This window comes from Streptomyces sp. Y20 (assembly GCF_043195475.1).
Classification (GTDB): domain Bacteria; phylum Actinomycetota; class Actinomycetes; order Streptomycetales; family Streptomycetaceae; genus Streptomyces.
Genome location: NZ_JBIDDP010000019.1, coordinates 60001 through 77992 on the forward strand (window position 1 = coordinate 60001; position 17992 = coordinate 77992).

General features: G+C 72.5%; 16 protein-coding genes. 10 read left to right on the forward strand and 6 right to left on the reverse strand.

Annotated features, from left to right (window positions below):
• Positions 1-37 precede the first annotated feature (37 nt).
• Both ACGFT1_RS33195 and ACGFT1_RS33200 read right to left on the reverse strand, forming a co-directional pair.
• A complete protein-coding gene (locus tag ACGFT1_RS33195) occupies positions 38-2080 on the reverse strand; it encodes a TIM-barrel domain-containing protein (RefSeq protein WP_373912695.1) in 2043 nt (680 codons plus the stop codon).
• A gap of 239 nt (positions 2081-2319) precedes the next feature.
• On the reverse strand, positions 2320-3333 hold the full coding sequence (locus ACGFT1_RS33200) for a LacI family DNA-binding transcriptional regulator (protein ID WP_373912697.1): 1014 nt from the start codon (positions 3331-3333) through the stop codon (positions 2320-2322).
• A gap of 339 nt (positions 3334-3672) precedes the next feature.
• Here ACGFT1_RS33200 and ACGFT1_RS33205 point away from each other — a divergent pair, with 339 nt between their 5' ends.
• On the forward strand, positions 3673-5610 hold the full coding sequence (locus ACGFT1_RS33205) for an acyl-CoA dehydrogenase family protein (RefSeq protein ID WP_373912698.1): 1938 nt from the start codon (positions 3673-3675) through the stop codon (positions 5608-5610).
• Here the strand turns inward: ACGFT1_RS33205 and ACGFT1_RS33210 are convergent.
• Positions 5607-6065, reverse strand: coding sequence for a lamin tail domain-containing protein (locus tag ACGFT1_RS33210; RefSeq protein WP_373912699.1), 459 nt, complete (start codon positions 6063-6065; stop codon positions 5607-5609). The two genes, ACGFT1_RS33205 and ACGFT1_RS33210, sit on opposite strands and share 4 nt — an antisense overlap.
• Positions 6066-6240: 175 nt before the next feature.
• Between ACGFT1_RS33210 and dxr the strand changes: the two genes are divergently transcribed.
• From dxr to ACGFT1_RS33245, 7 genes are all read left to right on the forward strand, one after another.
• Positions 6241-7512, forward strand: a complete 1272-nt coding sequence (gene dxr / locus ACGFT1_RS33215; protein WP_373912700.1) for a 1-deoxy-D-xylulose-5-phosphate reductoisomerase — start codon at positions 6241-6243, stop codon at positions 7510-7512.
• Positions 7509-8810: an RIP metalloprotease gene (locus ACGFT1_RS33220; RefSeq protein WP_373912701.1), complete on the forward strand. Its 1302-nt coding sequence runs from the start codon at positions 7509-7511 to the stop codon at positions 8808-8810. Before dxr ends, ACGFT1_RS33220 begins: the two co-directional genes overlap by 4 nt.
• Before the next feature lie 171 nt (positions 8811-8981).
• Complete coding sequence (gene ispG, locus ACGFT1_RS33225) at positions 8982-10139, forward strand: flavodoxin-dependent (E)-4-hydroxy-3-methylbut-2-enyl-diphosphate synthase (protein WP_373912702.1); 1158 nt, start codon at positions 8982-8984, stop codon at positions 10137-10139.
• Between the two features lie 99 nt (positions 10140-10238).
• Positions 10239-11087 (forward strand): GNAT family N-acetyltransferase, encoded by an 849-nt coding sequence (locus ACGFT1_RS33230; RefSeq protein WP_373912703.1) that lies wholly within the window; start codon positions 10239-10241, stop codon positions 11085-11087.
• A gap of 20 nt (positions 11088-11107) precedes the next feature.
• Positions 11108-11638, forward strand: coding sequence for a GNAT family N-acetyltransferase (locus tag ACGFT1_RS33235; protein WP_373912704.1), 531 nt, complete (start codon positions 11108-11110; stop codon positions 11636-11638).
• Between the two features lie 109 nt (positions 11639-11747).
• Positions 11748-13454, forward strand: a complete 1707-nt coding sequence (locus ACGFT1_RS33240; protein WP_373912705.1) for a proline--tRNA ligase — start codon at positions 11748-11750, stop codon at positions 13452-13454.
• Between the two features lie 108 nt (positions 13455-13562).
• Positions 13563-14063: a GNAT family N-acetyltransferase gene (locus tag ACGFT1_RS33245; protein ID WP_373912706.1), complete on the forward strand. Its 501-nt coding sequence runs from the start codon at positions 13563-13565 to the stop codon at positions 14061-14063.
• Between the two features lie 166 nt (positions 14064-14229).
• On the opposite strand, the gene ACGFT1_RS33250 is transcribed toward ACGFT1_RS33245, so the two are convergent.
• From ACGFT1_RS33250 to ACGFT1_RS33260, 3 genes are read right to left on the reverse strand one after another with little or no spacing between them, the layout of a single operon-like run.
• On the reverse strand, positions 14230-15129 hold the full coding sequence (locus tag ACGFT1_RS33250; RefSeq protein ID WP_373912707.1) for an aminoglycoside phosphotransferase family protein: 900 nt from the start codon (positions 15127-15129) through the stop codon (positions 14230-14232).
• Positions 15130-15185: 56 nt separating this feature from the next.
• Complete coding sequence (locus ACGFT1_RS33255; RefSeq protein ID WP_373912708.1) at positions 15186-15677, reverse strand: DUF4439 domain-containing protein; 492 nt, start codon at positions 15675-15677, stop codon at positions 15186-15188.
• Positions 15674-16189: a hypothetical protein gene (locus tag ACGFT1_RS33260; RefSeq protein WP_373912709.1), complete on the reverse strand. Its 516-nt coding sequence runs from the start codon at positions 16187-16189 to the stop codon at positions 15674-15676. The genes ACGFT1_RS33255 and ACGFT1_RS33260 overlap by 4 nt, the downstream gene beginning before the upstream one ends.
• A 206-nt stretch (positions 16190-16395) precedes the next feature.
• Here ACGFT1_RS33260 and rimP point away from each other — a divergent pair, with 206 nt between their 5' ends.
• A complete protein-coding gene (gene rimP, locus ACGFT1_RS33265; RefSeq protein ID WP_373912710.1) occupies positions 16396-16935 on the forward strand; it encodes a ribosome maturation factor RimP in 540 nt (179 codons plus the stop codon).
• A 2-nt stretch (positions 16936-16937) separates the two neighbouring features.
• A complete protein-coding gene (gene nusA, locus ACGFT1_RS33270) occupies positions 16938-17924 on the forward strand; it encodes a transcription termination factor NusA (protein ID WP_373912711.1) in 987 nt (328 codons plus the stop codon).
• Positions 17925-17992 lie beyond the last annotated feature (68 nt).

Genomic DNA, 17992 nt, shown 5'->3' on the forward strand with positions numbered 1-17992 from the left:
CCGGCTCCCTCCCCAAGGGGCCGGCCCCTCCGGGTTCCTACTCCGCGACCGGCAGCCGCGCCCCGTCCCGCAGGAACAGCGGGATCCGGTCCAGCGGCGCGTCCACCGTCACGGCCGCACCACCCTCGTACGTCACGCCCGTCCACGCGTCCGTCCAGTGCGCGCCCGCCGGCAGGTACGCCGTCCGGGCCGTCGCCCCCGCCGTCAGCACCGGGGCGACGAGCAGGTCCCGGCCGAAGAGGTAGGCGTCGTCCACCCCCCAGGCCGCCTGGTCCGCCGGGAATTCCAGGAACAGCGGGCGCATCACCGGAAGGCCCTCCTCGTGCGCCTCCCGCATGACCGTCAGGATGTACGGCCTCAGCCGCTCACGCAGCCGCAGGAAGCGCTCCAGGATCGCGCCCGCCTCCTCGCCGTACGACCACACCTCGTTCGGGCCGCCCGTCATCTCCGGGCCCAGCGGCATGCCCGGGTCCCGGAATCCGTGCAGCCGCATCAGCGGCGACAGCGCGCCGAACTGGAACCAGCGGACCAGCACCTCCCGGTACGCCGGGTCGTCCGGGTCACCGCCGTGGAAGCCGCCGATGTCGGTGTTCCACCACGGGATGCCGGACAGGGCGGTGTTCAGCCCGGCCGCTATCTGCCGGCGCAGGGTGGCGAAGTCGGTGCCTATGTCTCCGGACCACAGCGCGGCGCCGTAGCGCTGACTGCCCGCCCACGCCGAGCGGTTGAGGGTGATCACCTCCTGCTCGCCGGACGCGCGCAGGCCCTCGTGGAAGGCGCGGGCGTTCTCGGCCGGATAGAGGTTGCCGACCTCCAGGCCCGGGCCCGCCCAGTACCGCAGGTTCTCCTGGAAGCCGGGCTTCAGCTCGGGCTCGCACGCGTCCAGCCAGAAGGCGGTGATGCCGTACGGGATCAGGTAGTTGTCGCGGACGCGTGACCACACGAACTCCCGGGCCTCGGGATTCGTGGCGTCGTAGAAGGCGACCTGGACGGTGGAGTCGACGCCCTTGTCCGGCCAGTCGGCGTGCGCGAGCGGGCCGTACTGCGTGCCGATGAAGTGGCCACGCTGCTCCATCAGCGGATGGTTCTCCGACAGCGGGGACACCGACGGCCAGACGGAGACGACCAGCTTGACGCCGAGTTCCGCCAGCTCCCGCACCATCGCCGCCGGGTCGGGCCACTCCTTCGGGTCGAACTTCCACTCGCCCAGGTGCGTCCAGTGGAAGAAGTCGCAGACGATCGCCGCGAGGGGCAGCCCCCGGCGCTTGTACTCCCGTGCCACGGCGAGGAGTTCGTCCTGTGTGCGGTAGCGCAGCTTGCACTGCCAGAAGCCCGCCGCCCACTCCGGCAGCATCGGCGAACGCCCGGTCACCGCGCTGTAGGCGCGCTGGCCGTCGGCCGGCGTGCCCGCCGTGATCCAGTAGTCGATCTGCCGGGCGGAGTCCGCCACCCACCGGGTGCCGTTGCCCGCCAGCTCCACCCGGCCGATCGCCGGGTTGTTCCACAGCAGGGTGTAGCCACGGCTGGAGACCAGCACGGGCACGCTGACCTCGGCGTTGCGCTGCACCAGGTCCAGCACCAGGCCCTTCTGGTCGAGGCGGCCGTGCTGGTGCTGGCCCAGGCCGTACAGCTTCTCGCCCTCGTAGGCGGCGAACCGCTGCTCCAGCCGGTGATGGCCGTTGCCGGCCGGCGTGTACAGGCGGGGGCCCGGCCACCAGAAGTGGGCGCGCTCCTCGGCGAGCAGCTCGGTAAGGCCGTCGGTGCGCAGGAAACGGATCAGGCCCTCGGCGGACACCTCGACGGTGAGGGCGCCGACGGTCAGCCGTCCCACGCCGTCACCGGTGACGATCGTGCCGTCCCGGGCGGGCGGCGGTTCGAGGAGCGCCCCGGGCAGCCCCTGGAGCACCGGACCCCCGAGCCGGGCCCGCACCCGGACCGCGTCCGGACCCCACGGCTCGATCCGCACCGTCTCCTGACGGCCGCTCCACTCCAGCGCCCCGTCCCGCTCCCGGAGCGTGCCGACGGTGGGAGAGGACTGGGCGAGGCTGATCGCGGGCTGCGCTACGGCAGGCTGGTTCACGGCGGCTCCCGGGGAAAGGCGTGCGGACAGGTACGGGACGGGCGACGGGCGTGCCCCGCCGGTGCGGGGCACGGGGCGAGGGTGCGCGGGCAGGGGCGGACCGGGGACACGGCCGCTCAGCGGCGGCGGGCCGGGATGCGGTGGGTCAGCGGCGGCGGGCCGGGACGCGGTGGGCCGTAGGTGGTGGGGCCGGGAAGTGGTGGGGAGTGGCGGGGGAGCGCTGGGCCGGGATCGGTGGGTCAGGACGTCGCGGGTGCCGGGCCCGAACTCGCCCGTACCGTCAGCTCGGGCGCGAGCAGCTCGACCTCGGCGCCGCCCCGTCCCTCCAGCTTGGCGACCAGGTGCTCCACGGCGTGCCGGCCCAGCTCCTGGGCGGGGACGGAGACCGAGGTCAGCCGCACCGACGCCTGGACGGCGACCTGGTCCGGGCAGACCGCGACCACGGACACGTCCTCGGGCACGGCCCGGCCCTGCTGGCGCAGCAGCGCGAGCAGCGGTTCCACCGCCGACTCGTTCTGCACCACGAACCCGGTCGTCCCCGGCCGCTCGTCGAAGATCCGGGCCAGCGTCAGGGCCATCGCGTCGTACCCGCCCTCGCAGGGCCGGTGCAGCACGCGCATCCCCGCCTCCCGCGCCCGGGAGCGCAGCCCGTCGAGCGTGCGCTCGGCGAAGCCGGTGTGCCGTTCGTAGACCGCCGGGGCCTCGCCGATGACAGCGATGTCGCGGTGGCCGAGTGCGGCCAGGTGCTCCACGCAGAGCGCGCCCGTCGCGCTCCAGTCGAGGTCCACGCAGGTCAGACCGGTGGTGTCGGCGGGCAGACCGATCAGCACCGACGGCTGCCCGGTTCCCCGCAGCAGTGGCAGCCGCTCGTCGTCCAGCTCCACGTCCATCAGGATCATGGCGTCGGCGAGCCCGCTGCCGGTCACCCGGCGCACCGCGTCGGGCCCCTCCTCACCGGTGAGCAGCAGGACGTCGTACCCGTGGGTGCGGGCCGTGGTGGCCACCGCGATGGCGATCTCCATCATCACCGGCACGTACATGTCGGTGCGCAGCGGGATCATCAGGGCGATGATGTTGGAACGGCTGCTCGCCAGGGCGCGGGCGCCCGCGTTCGGGTGGTATCCCAGTTCCCGGATGCTCTGCTCGACCCGATGCCGGGTGGTGGTGGAGATGGACCGCTTGCCGCTGAGGACATAGCTCACCGTGCTCGCCGATACTCCGGCGTGCTGGGCGACCTCGGCGAGGGTGACCATCCAGCTCTCCCAACCTTGTGAAGCGCTTCGACAACGTGGGCGCTGCCGATACGACGAGTGAGAATGAGAAGGACACTAGCTCCAGCCGGGCCAGGGTGTCCAGAGGCAGTCGAAGCGCTTCGACAGTTTTTCCGACGCCTTTCGGCTGCCTCTCGGCTGCCTCCCGTAGTTTCCCGTAGTCTCCCGTGGTTTCCCCGACCCGTGCCCCCGGCGGGCCTTTCGGCCGTTCGGACGCGCGGGGGGTGGTGGGGCCGGTGCGTTTCGGGTACCAACGATCCAGTAGCACCGATCGGTTGTGAACCATCCCCCTCATCCCTTTTCGCGGCGAGGTGAGCCTCCATGTCCGCCCCCTCCACCCCACGCACCACCGTCACCGAGCGCGAGGCCCGACAGGTGGCGGAGGCCGCCCGGGAACAGGACTGGCGCAAGCCCAGCTTCGCCAAGGAACTCTTCCTCGGACGCTTCCGGCTCGACCTCATCCACCCCCACCCGCTCCCCCCCGACGAGTCCGTCCGGCGCGGCGAGGAGTTCCTGGCGAAGCTGCGCGCCTTCTGCGAGTCGGGCATCGACCCCGCCCGCATCGAGCGCGAGGCCCGCATCCCCGACGAGGTCGTGGCCGGCCTGAAGGAACTCGGCGCCCTCGGCATGAAGATCGACCCCCGCTACGGTGGTCTCGGCCTCAGCCAGCTCTACTACAACAAGGCCCTCGCCCTGGTCGGCTCCGTCAGCCCCGCCGTCGGCGCGCTCCTCTCCGCACACCAGTCGATCGGCGTACCGCAGCCGGTGAAGATGTTCGGCACCCAGGAGCAGAAGGACGCCTTCCTGCCCCGCTGCGCCCGCACCGACATCTCCGCCTTCCTGCTCACCGAGCCGGACGTCGGCTCGGACCCGGCCCGCCTCGCCACCACGGCCGTACCGGACGGCGACGACTACGTCCTCGACGGGGTGAAGCTGTGGACCACCAACGGGGTGGTCGCCGACCTGCTCGTGGTCATGGCGCGCGTGCCGAGGTCCGAGGGCCACAAGGGCGGCATCACCGCCTTCGTCGTGGAGGCCGCGTCCGAAGGCATCACCGTGGAGAACCGCAACGCCTTCATGGGCCTGCGCGGCATCGAGAACGGCGTCACCCGCTTCCACCGGGTCCGAGTCCCCGCCGCCCACCGCATCGGCCCCGAGGGCGCGGGACTCAAGATCGCCCTCACCACCCTCAACACCGGCCGGCTCTCGCTGCCCGCCATGTGCGCGGGCGCCGGGAAGTGGTGCCTGAAGATCGCCCGGCAATGGGCGGCGGAGCGCGAGCAGTGGGGCAAGCCGGTCGCGCTGCACGAGGCCGTCGGCTCCAAGATCAGCTTCATCGCGGCCACCACGTTCGCCCTCGAAGCCGTTCTCGACCTGTCCTCGCAGATGGCCGACGAGGATCGCAACGACATCCGCATCGAGGCCGCCCTCGCCAAGCTCTACGGCTCCGAGATGGCCTGGACGATGGCCGACGAACTGGTCCAGATCCGCGGCGGCCGGGGCTACGAGACGGCCGAGTCGCTGCGGGCGCGGGGCGAGCGCGCTGTCCCGGCCGAGCAGATCCTGCGCGACCTGCGCATCAACCGCATCTTCGAGGGCTCGACGGAGATCATGCACCTGCTGATCGCGAGGGAGGCCGTCGACGCGCACCTCTCGGTCGCCGGTGACCTCATCGACCCCGACAAGTCCCTGTCCGCCAAGGCGAGGGCGGCCGCGAGCGCCGGCGTCTTCTACGCCGGGTGGCTGCCGAAGCTGGTCGCCGGCCCGGGCCAACTGCCCACGTCGTACGGCGACTTCCGGCACGGCATCGACCTCTCCGGGCACCTGAGGTACGTCGAGCGCACGGCCCGCAAACTGGCCCGCTCCACCTTCTACGCCATGTCCCGCTGGCAGGGGCGGATGGAGACCAAGCAGGGCTTCCTCGGCCGGATCGTGGACATCGGGGCGGAGCTGTTCGCGATGAGCGCGGCCTGCGTCCGGGCCGAGCGCCTGCGCACCCGGGGCGAGCACGGCCGCGAGGCCTACCAGCTCGCCGACGCCTTCTGCCGCCAGGCCCGCATCCGGGTGGACGAACTCTTCACCCGGCTGTGGACCAACACCGACGACCTGGACCGCAAGGTGGTCAAGCAGGTCCTCGGCGGAGCGTACGAGTGGCTGGAGGAGGGCATCCTCGACCCCTCGGGGGACGGCCCGTGGATCGCCGACGCGACCCCCGGACCGTCCGCGCGGGAGAACGCCCGCCGTCCGTTCGGGAGCTAGCAGTACTTGTCGCTCGGGTCCCGCGTCGTCCAGGAGCAGGAGCCGACCTTGGTGCCGCTCGCCCTGGTCAGCGTGGCCGTGTCCTTGTCGTTGTTCCAGACGTAGGCGCGGCGGTCCTGGTACTTGTCCGACGCGGTGTCCGAGCCGCTGCCGGTGTGGACCTTCAGGTATTTCCCGGCGCCGATGGTGACGCTCGGGAAGACGTACCTGTGGTTCGAGGCGTCCTTCAGGACCCAGCCCTTGAGGGAGACCGCGGCACCGCTGGTGTTCTTCAGCTGCACCCACTCGGCGTTCAGGCTCTTGTTCGAGCGGTTGTCCGAGCCCGGGCTGTCGAACCAGACGTGATGGATCCGCACGCCCCCGGCGGCCTCGGCCGGGGTGCTGAGCAGGGTGCCGGTGAGCACGGCGGCCCCGGCGAGAGCGGGCAGGGCGGCGCGCAGGTGCGCAGTACGCATGGAGATCCCCCCAGGATGTCGTCCGCGAGATCGCGTGAACAGAAGTGTTATCACACGATCTTCACGAGGACTTCACTTTCGGAGAACCCCCTCCCTCCGGCCACGCGGGCCGCCGGGACACCCGTGCGAGGGACGCCCTGCCCGGCGCGGCTCCGCTTGCGGCCACAATGGGGGGATGACCGACAGTCCCGCCCATCCGGCGCCCCTCGCCGACCCGCACCTCGTGTACGACCCCGTCACCGGGGACGGCCCCAAGGACGTGGTGATCCTCGGTTCCACCGGATCCATCGGCACCCAGGCCATCGACCTCGTGCTGCGCAACCCCGACCGCTTCCGGGTCACCGGCCTCTCCGCGAACGGCGGCCGGATCGCCCTCCTCGCCGAGCAGGCCCACCGGCTGCGGGTGCGGACCGTGGCGGTCGCCCGCGAGGACGTCGTACCCGCGCTGCGCGAGGCGCTGGCCGCCGAGTACGGCACCGGGGAGCCGCCGCCCGAGATCCTCGCCGGAGCCGACGCGGCCACCCTGCTCGCCGCCTCCGACTGCCACACCGTGCTGAACGGCATCACCGGCTCCATCGGCCTCGCCCCGACCCTCGCCGCCCTGGAGGCGGGCCGCACCCTCGCGCTCGCCAACAAGGAGTCGCTCATCGTCGGCGGCCCGCTGGTCAGGGCACTCGCCGAGCCGGGCCAGATCATCCCGGTCGACTCCGAGCACGCGGCCCTCTTCCAGGTCCTCGCCGCCGGCACCCGCGCCGACGTCCGCAAGCTCGTCGTCACCGCGTCCGGCGGCCCCTTCCGCGGCCGGAGCAGGGCGGACCTGGCGCACGTCACGGTGGCGGACGCCCTCGCCCACCCCACCTGGGCGATGGGCCCGGTGATCACGGTCAACTCCGCGACCCTCGTCAACAAGGGGCTGGAGGTCATCGAGGCCCACCTGCTGTACGACATTCCCTTCGACCGCATTGAGGTCGTCGTGCACCCGCAGTCGTATGTCCACTCGATGGTCGAGTTCACCGACGGATCCACGATCGCCCAGGCGACGCCCCCCGACATGCGCGGGCCGATCGCCATCGGCCTGGGCTGGCCCGAACGCGTCCCCGACGCGGCCCCCGCCTTCTCCTGGAGCGAGGCCTCCACCTGGGAGTTCTTCCCCCTGGACAACGAGGCCTTCCCCTCGGTGAACCTCGCCCGGCACGTGGGGCAGCTCGCGGGCACGGCCCCGGCGGTGTTCAATGCCGCCAACGAGGAGTGCGTCGCGGCCTTCCTGGACGGCGCGCTGCCCTTCAACGGCATCATGGAGACCGTGACCCGGGTGGTCGAGGAGCACGGCACCCCGTTCGCGGGAACCTCGCTCACCGTGTCGGACGTCCTCGAAGCGGAGACCTGGGCGCGGGCCCGGGCCCGCGAACTCACAGCCACGACGGCGACCGCGGAGGCGCGTGCATGACGACCTTGATGTTCATCCTCGGCATAGTGGTCTTCGCCGTCGGCCTGCTCGTCTCGATCGCCTGGCACGAGCTGGGGCACCTGTCCACGGCCAAGCTCTTCGGCATCCGCGTCCCGCAGTACATGGTGGGATTCGGCCCCACCATCTGGTCGCGGAAGAAGGGCGACACCGAGTACGGCATCAAGGCCGTCCCGCTCGGCGGCTACATCCGCATGATCGGCATGTTCCCGCCCGACGAGCAGGGCCGGGTCTCCTCCCGCTCCACCTCGCCTTGGCGCGGCATGATCGAGGACGCCCGCTCGGCGGCCTTCGAGGAGCTCCAGCCGGGTGACGAGACGCGCATGTTCTACACGCGCAAACCGTGGAAGCGCGTCATCGTCATGTTCGCGGGCCCCTTCATGAACCTGGTGCTCGCGATCGCCCTGTTCCTCACGGTGCTGATGGGCTTCGGCATCCAGCAGCAGACCACCACCGTCGCCTCCGTCTCGGCCTGCGTCATCGAACAGAGCCAACACCGCGACAGCTGCAAGAAGTCCGACCCCGAGTCCCCCGCGGCGCGGGCCGGCATGAAGGCGGGCGACAGGATCGTCTCCTTCGGCGGCGTGCCCACCAAGGACTGGAACACGCTCTCGGACCTCATCCGGGACAGCGCCGGCAAGAACGTCGCGATCGTCGTCGACCGCAAGGGCAGGGAACTGACCCTGCACGCGAAGATCACCGAGAACCGGGTCGCCAAGAAGGACGCCGCCGGCAACTACGTCGACGGCTACGTCAAGGCCGGCTTCCTCGGCTTCGGCTCCGCCACCGGCGTCGTCAAGCAGGACTTCGGCGAGTCCGTGACCTGGATGGACGACCGGGTCGGCGACGCCGTCGACTCCCTCGTCGCACTGCCCGGCAAGATCCCGGCCCTGTGGGACGCGGCCTTCGGCGACGGCCCGCGCGAACCCGACTCCCCGATGGGCATCGTCGGCGCGGCCCGGGTCACCGGCGAGATCGCCACCCTGGACATCCCCGCCTCGCAGCAGCTGGCCATGTTCGTGTTCGTGCTCGCCGGCTTCAACCTCTCCCTGTTCCTGTTCAACATGCTCCCGCTGCTCCCGCTCGACGGCGGGCACATCGCGGGCGCCCTGTGGGAGTCGCTGCGGCGCAACCTGGCCCGGGTGCTGCGCCGGCCCGACCCCGGCCCGTTCGACGTCGCCAAGCTGATGCCGGTGGCGTACGTGGTGGCCGGGATCTTCGTCTGCTTCACCGTCCTGGTCCTCATCGCCGACGTGGTGAACCCGGTGAAGATCACCTAGCCGCACGGCACGCGGGGCGGCCCGGAAACACCGTCGTCTCCGGGCCGCCCCGAACGGGTGCCATTACCGGGTGGGATGTGCCCGCGCCCGGGCCGGTGCCGTAATCTCGAAGCCCGGGACCCGCGGTTCACGGGACCGGACCTTGATCCACGACTTGGGGTTGCACAGCAGATGACTGCGATTTCTCTCGGCATGCCGTCCGTTCCGACCAAGCTCGCCGAACGCCGCAGGAGCCGGCAGATCCAGGTCGGAAGCGTGGCGGTCGGCGGAGACGCACCCGTGTCGGTCCAGTCGATGACCACGACCCGTACGTCCGACATCGGCGCCACCCTCCAGCAGATCGCCGAACTGACCGCGTCCGGCTGCCAGATCGTCCGCGTCGCCTGCCCCACCCAGGACGACGCCGACGCCCTCGCGACCATCGCCCGCAAGTCGCAGATCCCGGTCATCGCGGACATCCATTTCCAGCCCAAGTACGTCTTCGCCGCCATCGAGGCGGGCTGCGCCGCGGTCCGCGTCAACCCCGGCAACATCAAGCAGTTCGACGACAAGGTCAAGGAGATCGCCAAGGCCGCCACGGAGCACGGCACCCCGATCCGCATCGGTGTCAACGCCGGCTCCCTCGACCGCCGCCTGCTCCAGAAGTACGGCAAGGCGACCCCCGAGGCCCTGGTCGAGTCGGCCCTGTGGGAGGCGTCCCTCTTCGAGGAGCACGACTTCCGCGACATCAAGATCTCCGTCAAGCACAACGACCCGGTCGTCATGATCGAGGCGTACCGGCAGCTCGCCGAGCAGTGCGACTACCCCCTCCACCTCGGCGTCACCGAGGCCGGCCCCGCCTTCCAGGGCACCATCAAGTCGGCCGTGGCCTTCGGTGCCCTCCTCTCCCAGGGCATCGGCGACACCATCCGCGTCTCGCTCTCCGCGCCGCCCGCCGAGGAGGTCAAGGTCGGCATCCAGATCCTGGAGTCGCTGAACCTCCGCCAGCGCGGCCTGGAGATCGTCTCCTGCCCGTCCTGCGGCCGCGCCCAGGTCGACGTGTACAAGCTCGCCGAAGAGGTCACCGCCGGCCTGACCGGCATGGAGGTCCCGCTGCGCGTCGCCGTCATGGGCTGCGTCGTCAACGGCCCCGGCGAGGCCCGCGAGGCCGACCTCGGCGTCGCCTCCGGCAACGGCAAGGGCCAGATCTTCGTCAAGGGCGAGGTCATCAAGACCGTCCCCGAGTCCAAGATCGTGGAAACCCTCATCGAGGAGGCCATGAAGCTGGCCGCCAGGATGGAGGCCGACGGCACCGCCTCCGGCGAACCGTCGGTGTCCGTGACGGGCTGATCCGGCCGACCGCGGACCACCGGCCGGGAGGCGCACCGCACAAGCGGCGCGGCTATAGTGCGGAGATCAGCAGAACCCAGCCAGGGTGAGGCCCCGCACGTGTTGACCCAGACCACCTCACGGGTGCTCGAACCGAGTGACCTGGACGCCGCGCTCGCCGTCCTCGACCGCGAGCCGGTCGCGAACGCCTTCGTGACGTCCCGGGTCCAGGTCGCCGGCCTCGACCCCTGGCGCCTCGGCGGCGAGATGTGGGGCTGGTACGAGGACGGGATGCTCACGTCCCTGTGCTACGCGGGCGCCAACCTCGTCCCCCTCTGCGCCACCCCCCGCGCCGTCCGCGCCTTCGCCGACCGCGCCCGGCGGGCCGGCCGCCGCTGCTCCTCCATCGTCGGCCCCGCCGACGCCACCGCCGAGCTGTGGCGGCTGCTGGAGCCGCACTGGGGCCCGGCCCGCGAGGTCCGCGCCCACCAGCCGCTGATGGTCACCGACCGCGTGCCGGCCGGCATCGCCCCCGACCCGCACGTCCGCCGCGTCCGCAAGGACGAGTTGGAGACGATCATGCCGGCGTGCGTGGCGATGTTCACCGAGGAGGTCGGCGTCTCCCCGATGGCCGGCGACGGCGGCCTGCTCTACCAGGCCCGCGTGGCCGAGCTGGTCGGCGCCGGCCGCTCCTTCGCCCGGGTCGACGACAGAGGCCGCGTCGTGTTCAAGGCGGAGATCGGCGCGGCCACCCCCCATGCCTGCCAGATCCAGGGCGTCTGGGTGGCCCCCGAGTACCGGGGCCGGAACCTGGCCGCCCCCGGCATGGCGGCGGTCCTGCGCTACGCCCTGGCCGACATCGCCCCCGTCGCCAGTCTCTACGTGAACGACTACAACACCGCGGCCCGCCGGACGTACCACCGCGTGGGCTTCCACGAGGTCGGCGCCTTCATGAGTGTGCTGTTCTGAACCCCCTGTACGCTCCCCGCATGGACCCCGTGATCGGCACCCTGGACCTCACCGCCCACGTCGACGAGGCCCTGGCGGTCCAGGCCCTCGCCTTCGGACTGGGTCCCGACGAGGTCGCCGTGCGCCGCCAGATCGTCCTGCGCCACATGCAGTACCAGGGCGCCCGGGCCTACGGCGCGAGAGTGGGCGGTCTGCTCGTCGGGTTCGTGTACGGCATGCCCAACAGCCGCATCCACTGGTGGTCCACCGTCGTGGAGCCCTACCTGCGCGCCAACGGCAACCAGGCCTGGCTGGACGACTCCTTCGTCATCACCGAGCTGCACGTCCACCCCGACCACCAGAACCACGGCATCGGCCGCCACCTGATCACCACGATCACCGACACCGCCGCGGAACCCCGCTCGATCCTCTCCGCGATCGACACCGACAGCCCGGCCCGCGGCCTCTACCACTCCCTCGGCTACACCGACCTGGCCCGCCAGGTCCACTTCCCGAGCGCGACGAGACCGTACGCCGTCATGGGCGCCCCCCTGCCCCTGCGCAGGCGTTAACCGATTTCCACCGGCACCGGCGGCCCGGCTAACCTCCTGTGCCAGCACCCTTTCCCACTCCCGGCCCCGCCCGAGTGGGGGACCCCCATCCGGCAGGAGTACGAGAACCATGGCCAACGCACCGGTCCAGCGCATGTCCCAGTTGATGGCGAAGACGCTGCGCGACGACCCGGCGGACGCCGAGGTCCTCAGCCACAAGCTCCTCGTCCGCGCCGGCTACGTCCGCCGCACGGCCGCCGGCATCTGGAGCTGGCTGCCCCTCGGCAAGAAGGTCCTCGCCAACGTGGAGCGGATCGTGCGCGAGGAGATGGACGCCATCGGCGCCCAGGAGGTCTCGCTGCCCGCCCTGCTGCCCCGCGAGCCCTACGAGGCGACCGGCCGCTGGGAGGAGTACGGCCAGGAGCTGTTCCGGCTCAAGGACCGCAAGGGCGGCGACTACCTCCTCGGCCCCACCCACGAGGAGATCTTCACCCTCCTGGTCAAGGACCAGTGCACGTCCTACAAGGACCTGCCGGTGATCCTCTACCAGATCCAGACCAAGTTCCGCGACGAGGCCCGCCCCCGCGCCGGCATCCTGCGCGGCCGCGAGTTCCTCATGAAGGACTCGTACTCCTTCGACACCGAGGACGAGGGCCTCGCCAAGTCCTACGCCCTGCACCGCCAGGCCTACCAGCGCGTCTTCGAGCGCCTCGGCCTCGACTACCGCATCTGCGCCGCCACCGCCGGCGCGATGGGCGGCTCGAAGTCCGAGGAGTTCCTCGCCCCCGCCGAGGCGGGCGAGGACACCTTCGCGGACTGCCCGAACTGCGACTTCGCCGCCAACACCGAGGCGATCACCTACGAGCTGAAGCCGGTCGACGGCTCCGCCGTGCCCGCGCTCGAGGAGATCCCCACCCCCGACACCCCGACCATCGAGACCCTCGCCGCCTCCCTCGGCGTCCCGGCCTCCGCCACGCTGAAGAACCTGCTGGTCAAGGTCGACGGCGAGATCGTCGCCGTCGGGGTGCCCGGGGACCGCGAGGTCGACCTGGACAAGGTCGAGGCGCACTTCGCCCCGGCCGCCGTCGAGATGGTCACCGAGGCGGACTTCGCCGGCCGCCCCGACCTGGTGCGCGGCTACGTCGGACCGCAGGGCCTCGGCGAGAAGGTGACCTACATCGCCGACCCGCGCGTGGCCCCCGGCACCGCCTGGATCACCGGCGCCAACAAGGAGCACACGCACGCCCGGAACGTCGTCGCCGGCCGCGACTTCCAGGTCGACGCGTACGTGGACGTCGTCGTGGTCCAGGACGGCGACCCCTGCCCGAAGTGCGGCACCGGCCTGAAGCTGGACCGCGCCATCGAGATCGGCCACATCTTCCAGCTGGGCCGCAAGTACACCGACGCCCTCAAGCTGGACGTCCTCGGCCAGAACGGCAAGCCCGTCCGCGTCACCATGGGCTCCTACGGCATCGGCGTCTCCCGCGCCGTCGCCGCGCTCGCCGAGCAGACCGCCGACGACAAGGGCCTGGTGTGGTCCAAGGAGGTCGCCCCGGCCGACGTGCACGTCGTCGCCGCCGGCAAGGCCCTCCAGACCGAGCTGGCCCTCGACGTCGCCGGGAAGCTGGCCGCCGCGGGCGTCCGCGTCCTGGTGGACGACCGGGCCGGGGTCTCCCCGGGCGTTAAGTTCACCGACGCCGAGCTGATCGGCGTCCCGCAGATCCTGGTGGCCGGCCGCCGCTCCGGCGAGGGCGTCCTGGAACTGAAGGACCGCAGGACCGGTGAGCGCGAGGAGCTGACGGTCGAGGACGCGATCGCCCGCCTGACCGCGCAGTAGAGCGGACCCGCGGGAGTCCGCGGGCGGACGGCCGCCCCGGACTCCCGCCGGTGCGCACCCCGGAAAACCGCTTCGGCCGGACGCCGACCGCTGTCTACGCTGGCCCGCATGCCGACACTCGAGCGACTGCGGCCCGGCCACGAGGCCGCCCTGCTGGCCTTCGAACGCGCCAACCGGGCGTACTTCGCCCGGACGGTGTCCGACCGCGGCGAGGCGTACTTCACCGGGTTCGCCGCCCGCCACGCCGCGCTCCTCGCCGAACAGGAGGCCGGCGTCTGCCACTTCCACGTCGTCCTCGACGACCGGGGCGAACTCGTCGGCCGCGTCAACCTGATGGACGTCGACGCGGGGAGCGCCGAACTCGGCTACCGGATCGGCGAGCACGCCGCGGGCCGCGGACTGGCCACCGCGATGGTCGCCGCGATCCGCGGCCTGGCCCGCGCGGCGTACGGGCTGTCCGCCCTCACCGCGCGCACCACCGCCGACCACACGGCCTCCCGGACCGTCCTGGAGCGCAACGGGTTCACCGCGACGGGGAACATCCCCGTCGCCGGCCGCCCCGGCGTCCACTACCGGCGCCACCTGAACCCGGACACCGGCCGGCCCTAGGCGCCCTCCGCGCCGGCTCCCCCTCCGCCTCGCGGCGGCACGCACCAAGCCCCGTACGGGGCCGGCAGCCCGTCCCGGAGGAAGAGCCTGGCGCCCCCCTGCTCGTGCCGGGGCCGGACGGCGGGCGCGGTGACCGGTAGCCGCCCGAGCCGTCCGGAGGCGGGCCTCACAGCCAGCCCGCGAACTCCAGCAGCAGTTCCGCGTCCTTCTCGCGGCCGACCCGCCGGGCCCGGATCCCCGACTCCACCGCCCGGAACAGCGTCCAGCCGCGCAGCCGCTCCTGGTCCACCTCCAGCGACTCCGCGAGCCGCTTGATCCGGCGCCGGGTGACGGCCGGGCCGGACGGCGCCGCGATCAGGTCCTCCACCCGGTCCCGCACCAGCCGGGCCAGGTCGAAGGCGCTCTCACCGACCACCGGGTCCGGGCCCACCGCGAGCCACGGCGTCCGCTCCCCGGCGAGCACCTTGCTCTGCCGGAACGTGCCGTGCAGCAGCAGCTGCCCGGGCGGCGCGGCCAGCAGCTCCTCGCGGGCCGCCAGCGCCGCGTCGACCAGCGGCGCCGCCTCCGCGTCGGCCCCGGCGCCCGCCCGCATCGCCGCCGCCTGCCGGCCGGTGCGCTCCGCGACGGTCTCGAAGACGTGACCGGCCGGCGGCTCCACCCACAGCCTGCGCAGCGTCCCCGCCGCCTCCAACAACGCCTTCGCCTCCGGCAGCGACCGCACCGACACATCCGGGTGCAGCCGCTCCAGCAGCAGCACCCCCTCGTCCGGCTGCGCGTCCAGCAGCTGTACGGCGCCCAGTCCGCCCCAGTGCGCCAGCGCCGCACGCTCGCTGCCCGGGCGGGCCCGCGGCGGGGCCAGCTTCAGCACGGCCGGTGTGCCGTCCGCCCGCCGTACCAGCACCACCAGGCTGCTGCGCCCGCCCGGCACCTGGACCCGCTCGACGGTCAACTCGCGCCGGGCCACGGCCCGCTCGGCCACCTCGGGCAGCCGGGCCAGCCAGTCGTCACCGGCCGGTGCCGTCTCACCGAGCGCCCGCACCAGGCGCTGCGGCGGTTCGAAAGCCATGCGCGAGTGGTTCCCTTCCTGTCCGGTCCCGTCCTGTCCGGCCCCTTGCCGAGCGCCTACCGGGACGCCGACGCCGACGCCGACGGGGTCGTACCCGCCGCACCCGCCTGCCCGGCGGAGCGCTCGGCGAGCCCAGGGAAGGCTACGCTCTCCCCGCTCCAGCGCACCGCCCGCACCGCGGCCTCCCGCAGCGCTCCGGCGGCATCGGCCCGCCGTGCGCCGCTCGCGGCCCGCACCAGGTCCGAGTACACCGCGGCCACCCGCTCCTCCAGCCGGGCCGCCAGCCGTACCGCCGACCCCCCGTCCCGGACCGGGAACGGCAGCGCGTACGCGGCGCTCGCGGCGACCGGTGCGCCGCCCAGGTCACGCACCGCGCGCACCAGCGTGTCCCGGCGCGCCCGGTGGGCGTCGTACGCCGCCCTCGCCTCGGACCGGCGCTGCTCGCCGACCCGGCCGCCGACGACGCCGTACCCGTACACCGCCGCGTGTTCCGCCGCCAGCGCCGCCTGGAGCGCCGTCAGCTCGGCCTGCTCGGTGACGTCGCTCACCTGGCCCCCTCCGTCAGCAGGTACGCGTGCGCGGCCCCGGCCGCCGCGACCGACGCCAGCAGCCGCGCCAGCTCGCCGGGTACGTCCAGCAGCTCCCTGCCCCGCCGGTCGGCGAGGGCCCGCTCGGCGGCGGCGAGAGCGGCGAGGGCCTCCTTGTCGGTACCGGGCACGGGAGCGGGGGAGGGCGACGCCGTGGCCGTGCCCGTGCCGGCGATCGCGCCGGTGGCAGCCGTACCGTCCCCGAAGGCCGCCGCGTGGGCCGCGACCTGCGCCCGCAGCGGGCGCAGCCGCTCCGCGAGCCCCGGACGGGCGGCGAGCACCGCGTCGTAGCGCTCCAGCAGCCCCCGGCTGTCGCGGGCCGCACGCGCGCGGGCCGCGGCGACGGCCGACGGGCCGTCGCCGGTGTCCGGCCCGGCCGAGCAGCCCGCCAGCAGGGCGGCGGCGCCGGCCGTGGCGAGCAGGGATCTTCTGCGCGGCCCCGAGGGGGTGCGCGACGGTGGGGGGTACGGCACGGCGGACGTCCTCGGAGAACTCGTGCGGAGGGAGAAACAGCTGGCGGGCGGCCCGCCCGTGATCACCGTACCCGCGCACCCGTCCCGCGCCACTCACCGGCACCGCGGGGCCTCGGGTGGACGGCAACACCTCCCGCGACCCGATACCCTTTGACCAGACACGCGACCCATCCCACAACAGCACACGCGGCCGAGGAGTCACCCGGATGAGCACCACCCAGAGCGAGAGGCTGCGAGAGCTGCTCGAACCGCTCGTCACCTCCCAGGGGCTGGATCTCGAAGAGATCGCCGTGGACTCGGTCGGACGCAAGCGGGTGCTGCGCGTGGTCGTGGACTCCGACACCGGGGCGGACCTGGACGCGATCGCCGATGTGAGCCGTGCGCTCTCGGCGAAGCTCGACGAGACGAACGCGATGGGCGAGGACACGTACGACCTGGAGGTGGGGACGCCGGGCGCGGAGCGCCTCCTCACCGAGCACCGGCACTTCGTGCGCGCCACCGACCGGCTGGTGCGGTTCCAGCTGGCCGAGGGCGGCGAGCTGGTGGCGCGGATCCTGCGGGTGGACGACGAGGGCGTCGACGTCGAGGTGCCCGGGGTGAAGGGCCGCAAGGCCACCGCCCGCAGGCTCGCCTTCCCGGAGGTGGCCAGGGCCCGGGTGCAGGTCGAGTTCAACCGCAAGAACAGCACGGACAGCACGGACAGCAAGAACACCGAGAAGGACATGAAGGAAGAGGAGGAGGCGTAGCCGTGGACATCGACATGAGCGCCCTGCGGGGCTTGGTGCGGGAGAAGGAGATCTCCTTCGACCTGCTGGTCGAGGCGATCGAGTCGGCCCTCCTCATCGCGTACCACCGCACCGAGGGAAGCCGTCGGCACGCGCGCGTGGAGCTCGACCGGGAGACCGGACACGTGACCGTGTGGGCGAAGGAGGACCCCGACGACCTCGAAGAGGGCCAGGAGTCCCGCGAGTTCGACGACACCCCGTCCGGCTTCGGCCGGATCGCCGCGTCCACCGCCAAGCAGGTGATCCTCCAGCGGCTGCGCGACGCCGAGGACGACGCGACGCTCGGCGAGTACGCCGGCCGGGAGGGCGACATCGTCACCGGTGTCGTCCAGCAGGGCCGCGACCCGAAGAACGTGCTGGTGGACATCGGCAAGCTGGAGGCCATCCTCCCGGTGCAGGAGCAGGTGCCCGGGGAGACCTACCCGCACGGCATGCGGCTGCGCAGCTACGTCGTCCGGGTCGCCAAGGGCGTCCGCGGCCCCTCCGTGACCCTTTCGCGTACGCACCCCAACCTGGTGAAGAAGCTTTTCGCCCTGGAGGTGCCGGAGATCGCCGACGGTTCGGTGGAGATCGCCGCGATCGCGCGTGAGGCCGGTCACCGCACGAAGATCGCCGTACGGTCCACCCGTTCGGGTCTGAACGCCAAGGGCGCCTGCATCGGCCCCATGGGCGGCCGGGTGCGCAACGTCATGGGCGAGCTGAACGGCGAGAAGATCGACATCGTCGACTGGTCGGACGACCCGGCGGAGATGGTCGCGAACGCCCTGTCACCCGCGCGGGTGAACAAGGTGGAGGTCGTGGACATGGGCGCCCGCTCCGCCCGGGTGACCGTGCCGGACTACCAGCTGTCGCTGGCGATCGGCAAGGAGGGCCAGAACGCCCGCCTCGCCGCCCGCCTCACCGGCTGGCGGATCGACATCCGGCCCGACACCGAGCCGACCGGGGAGTAGGACCCGGAGGAGACCGCGGCTCCGGGGAATAGATCCAGGCCGTAGGTCGCTTGAATCACGACAAGAGC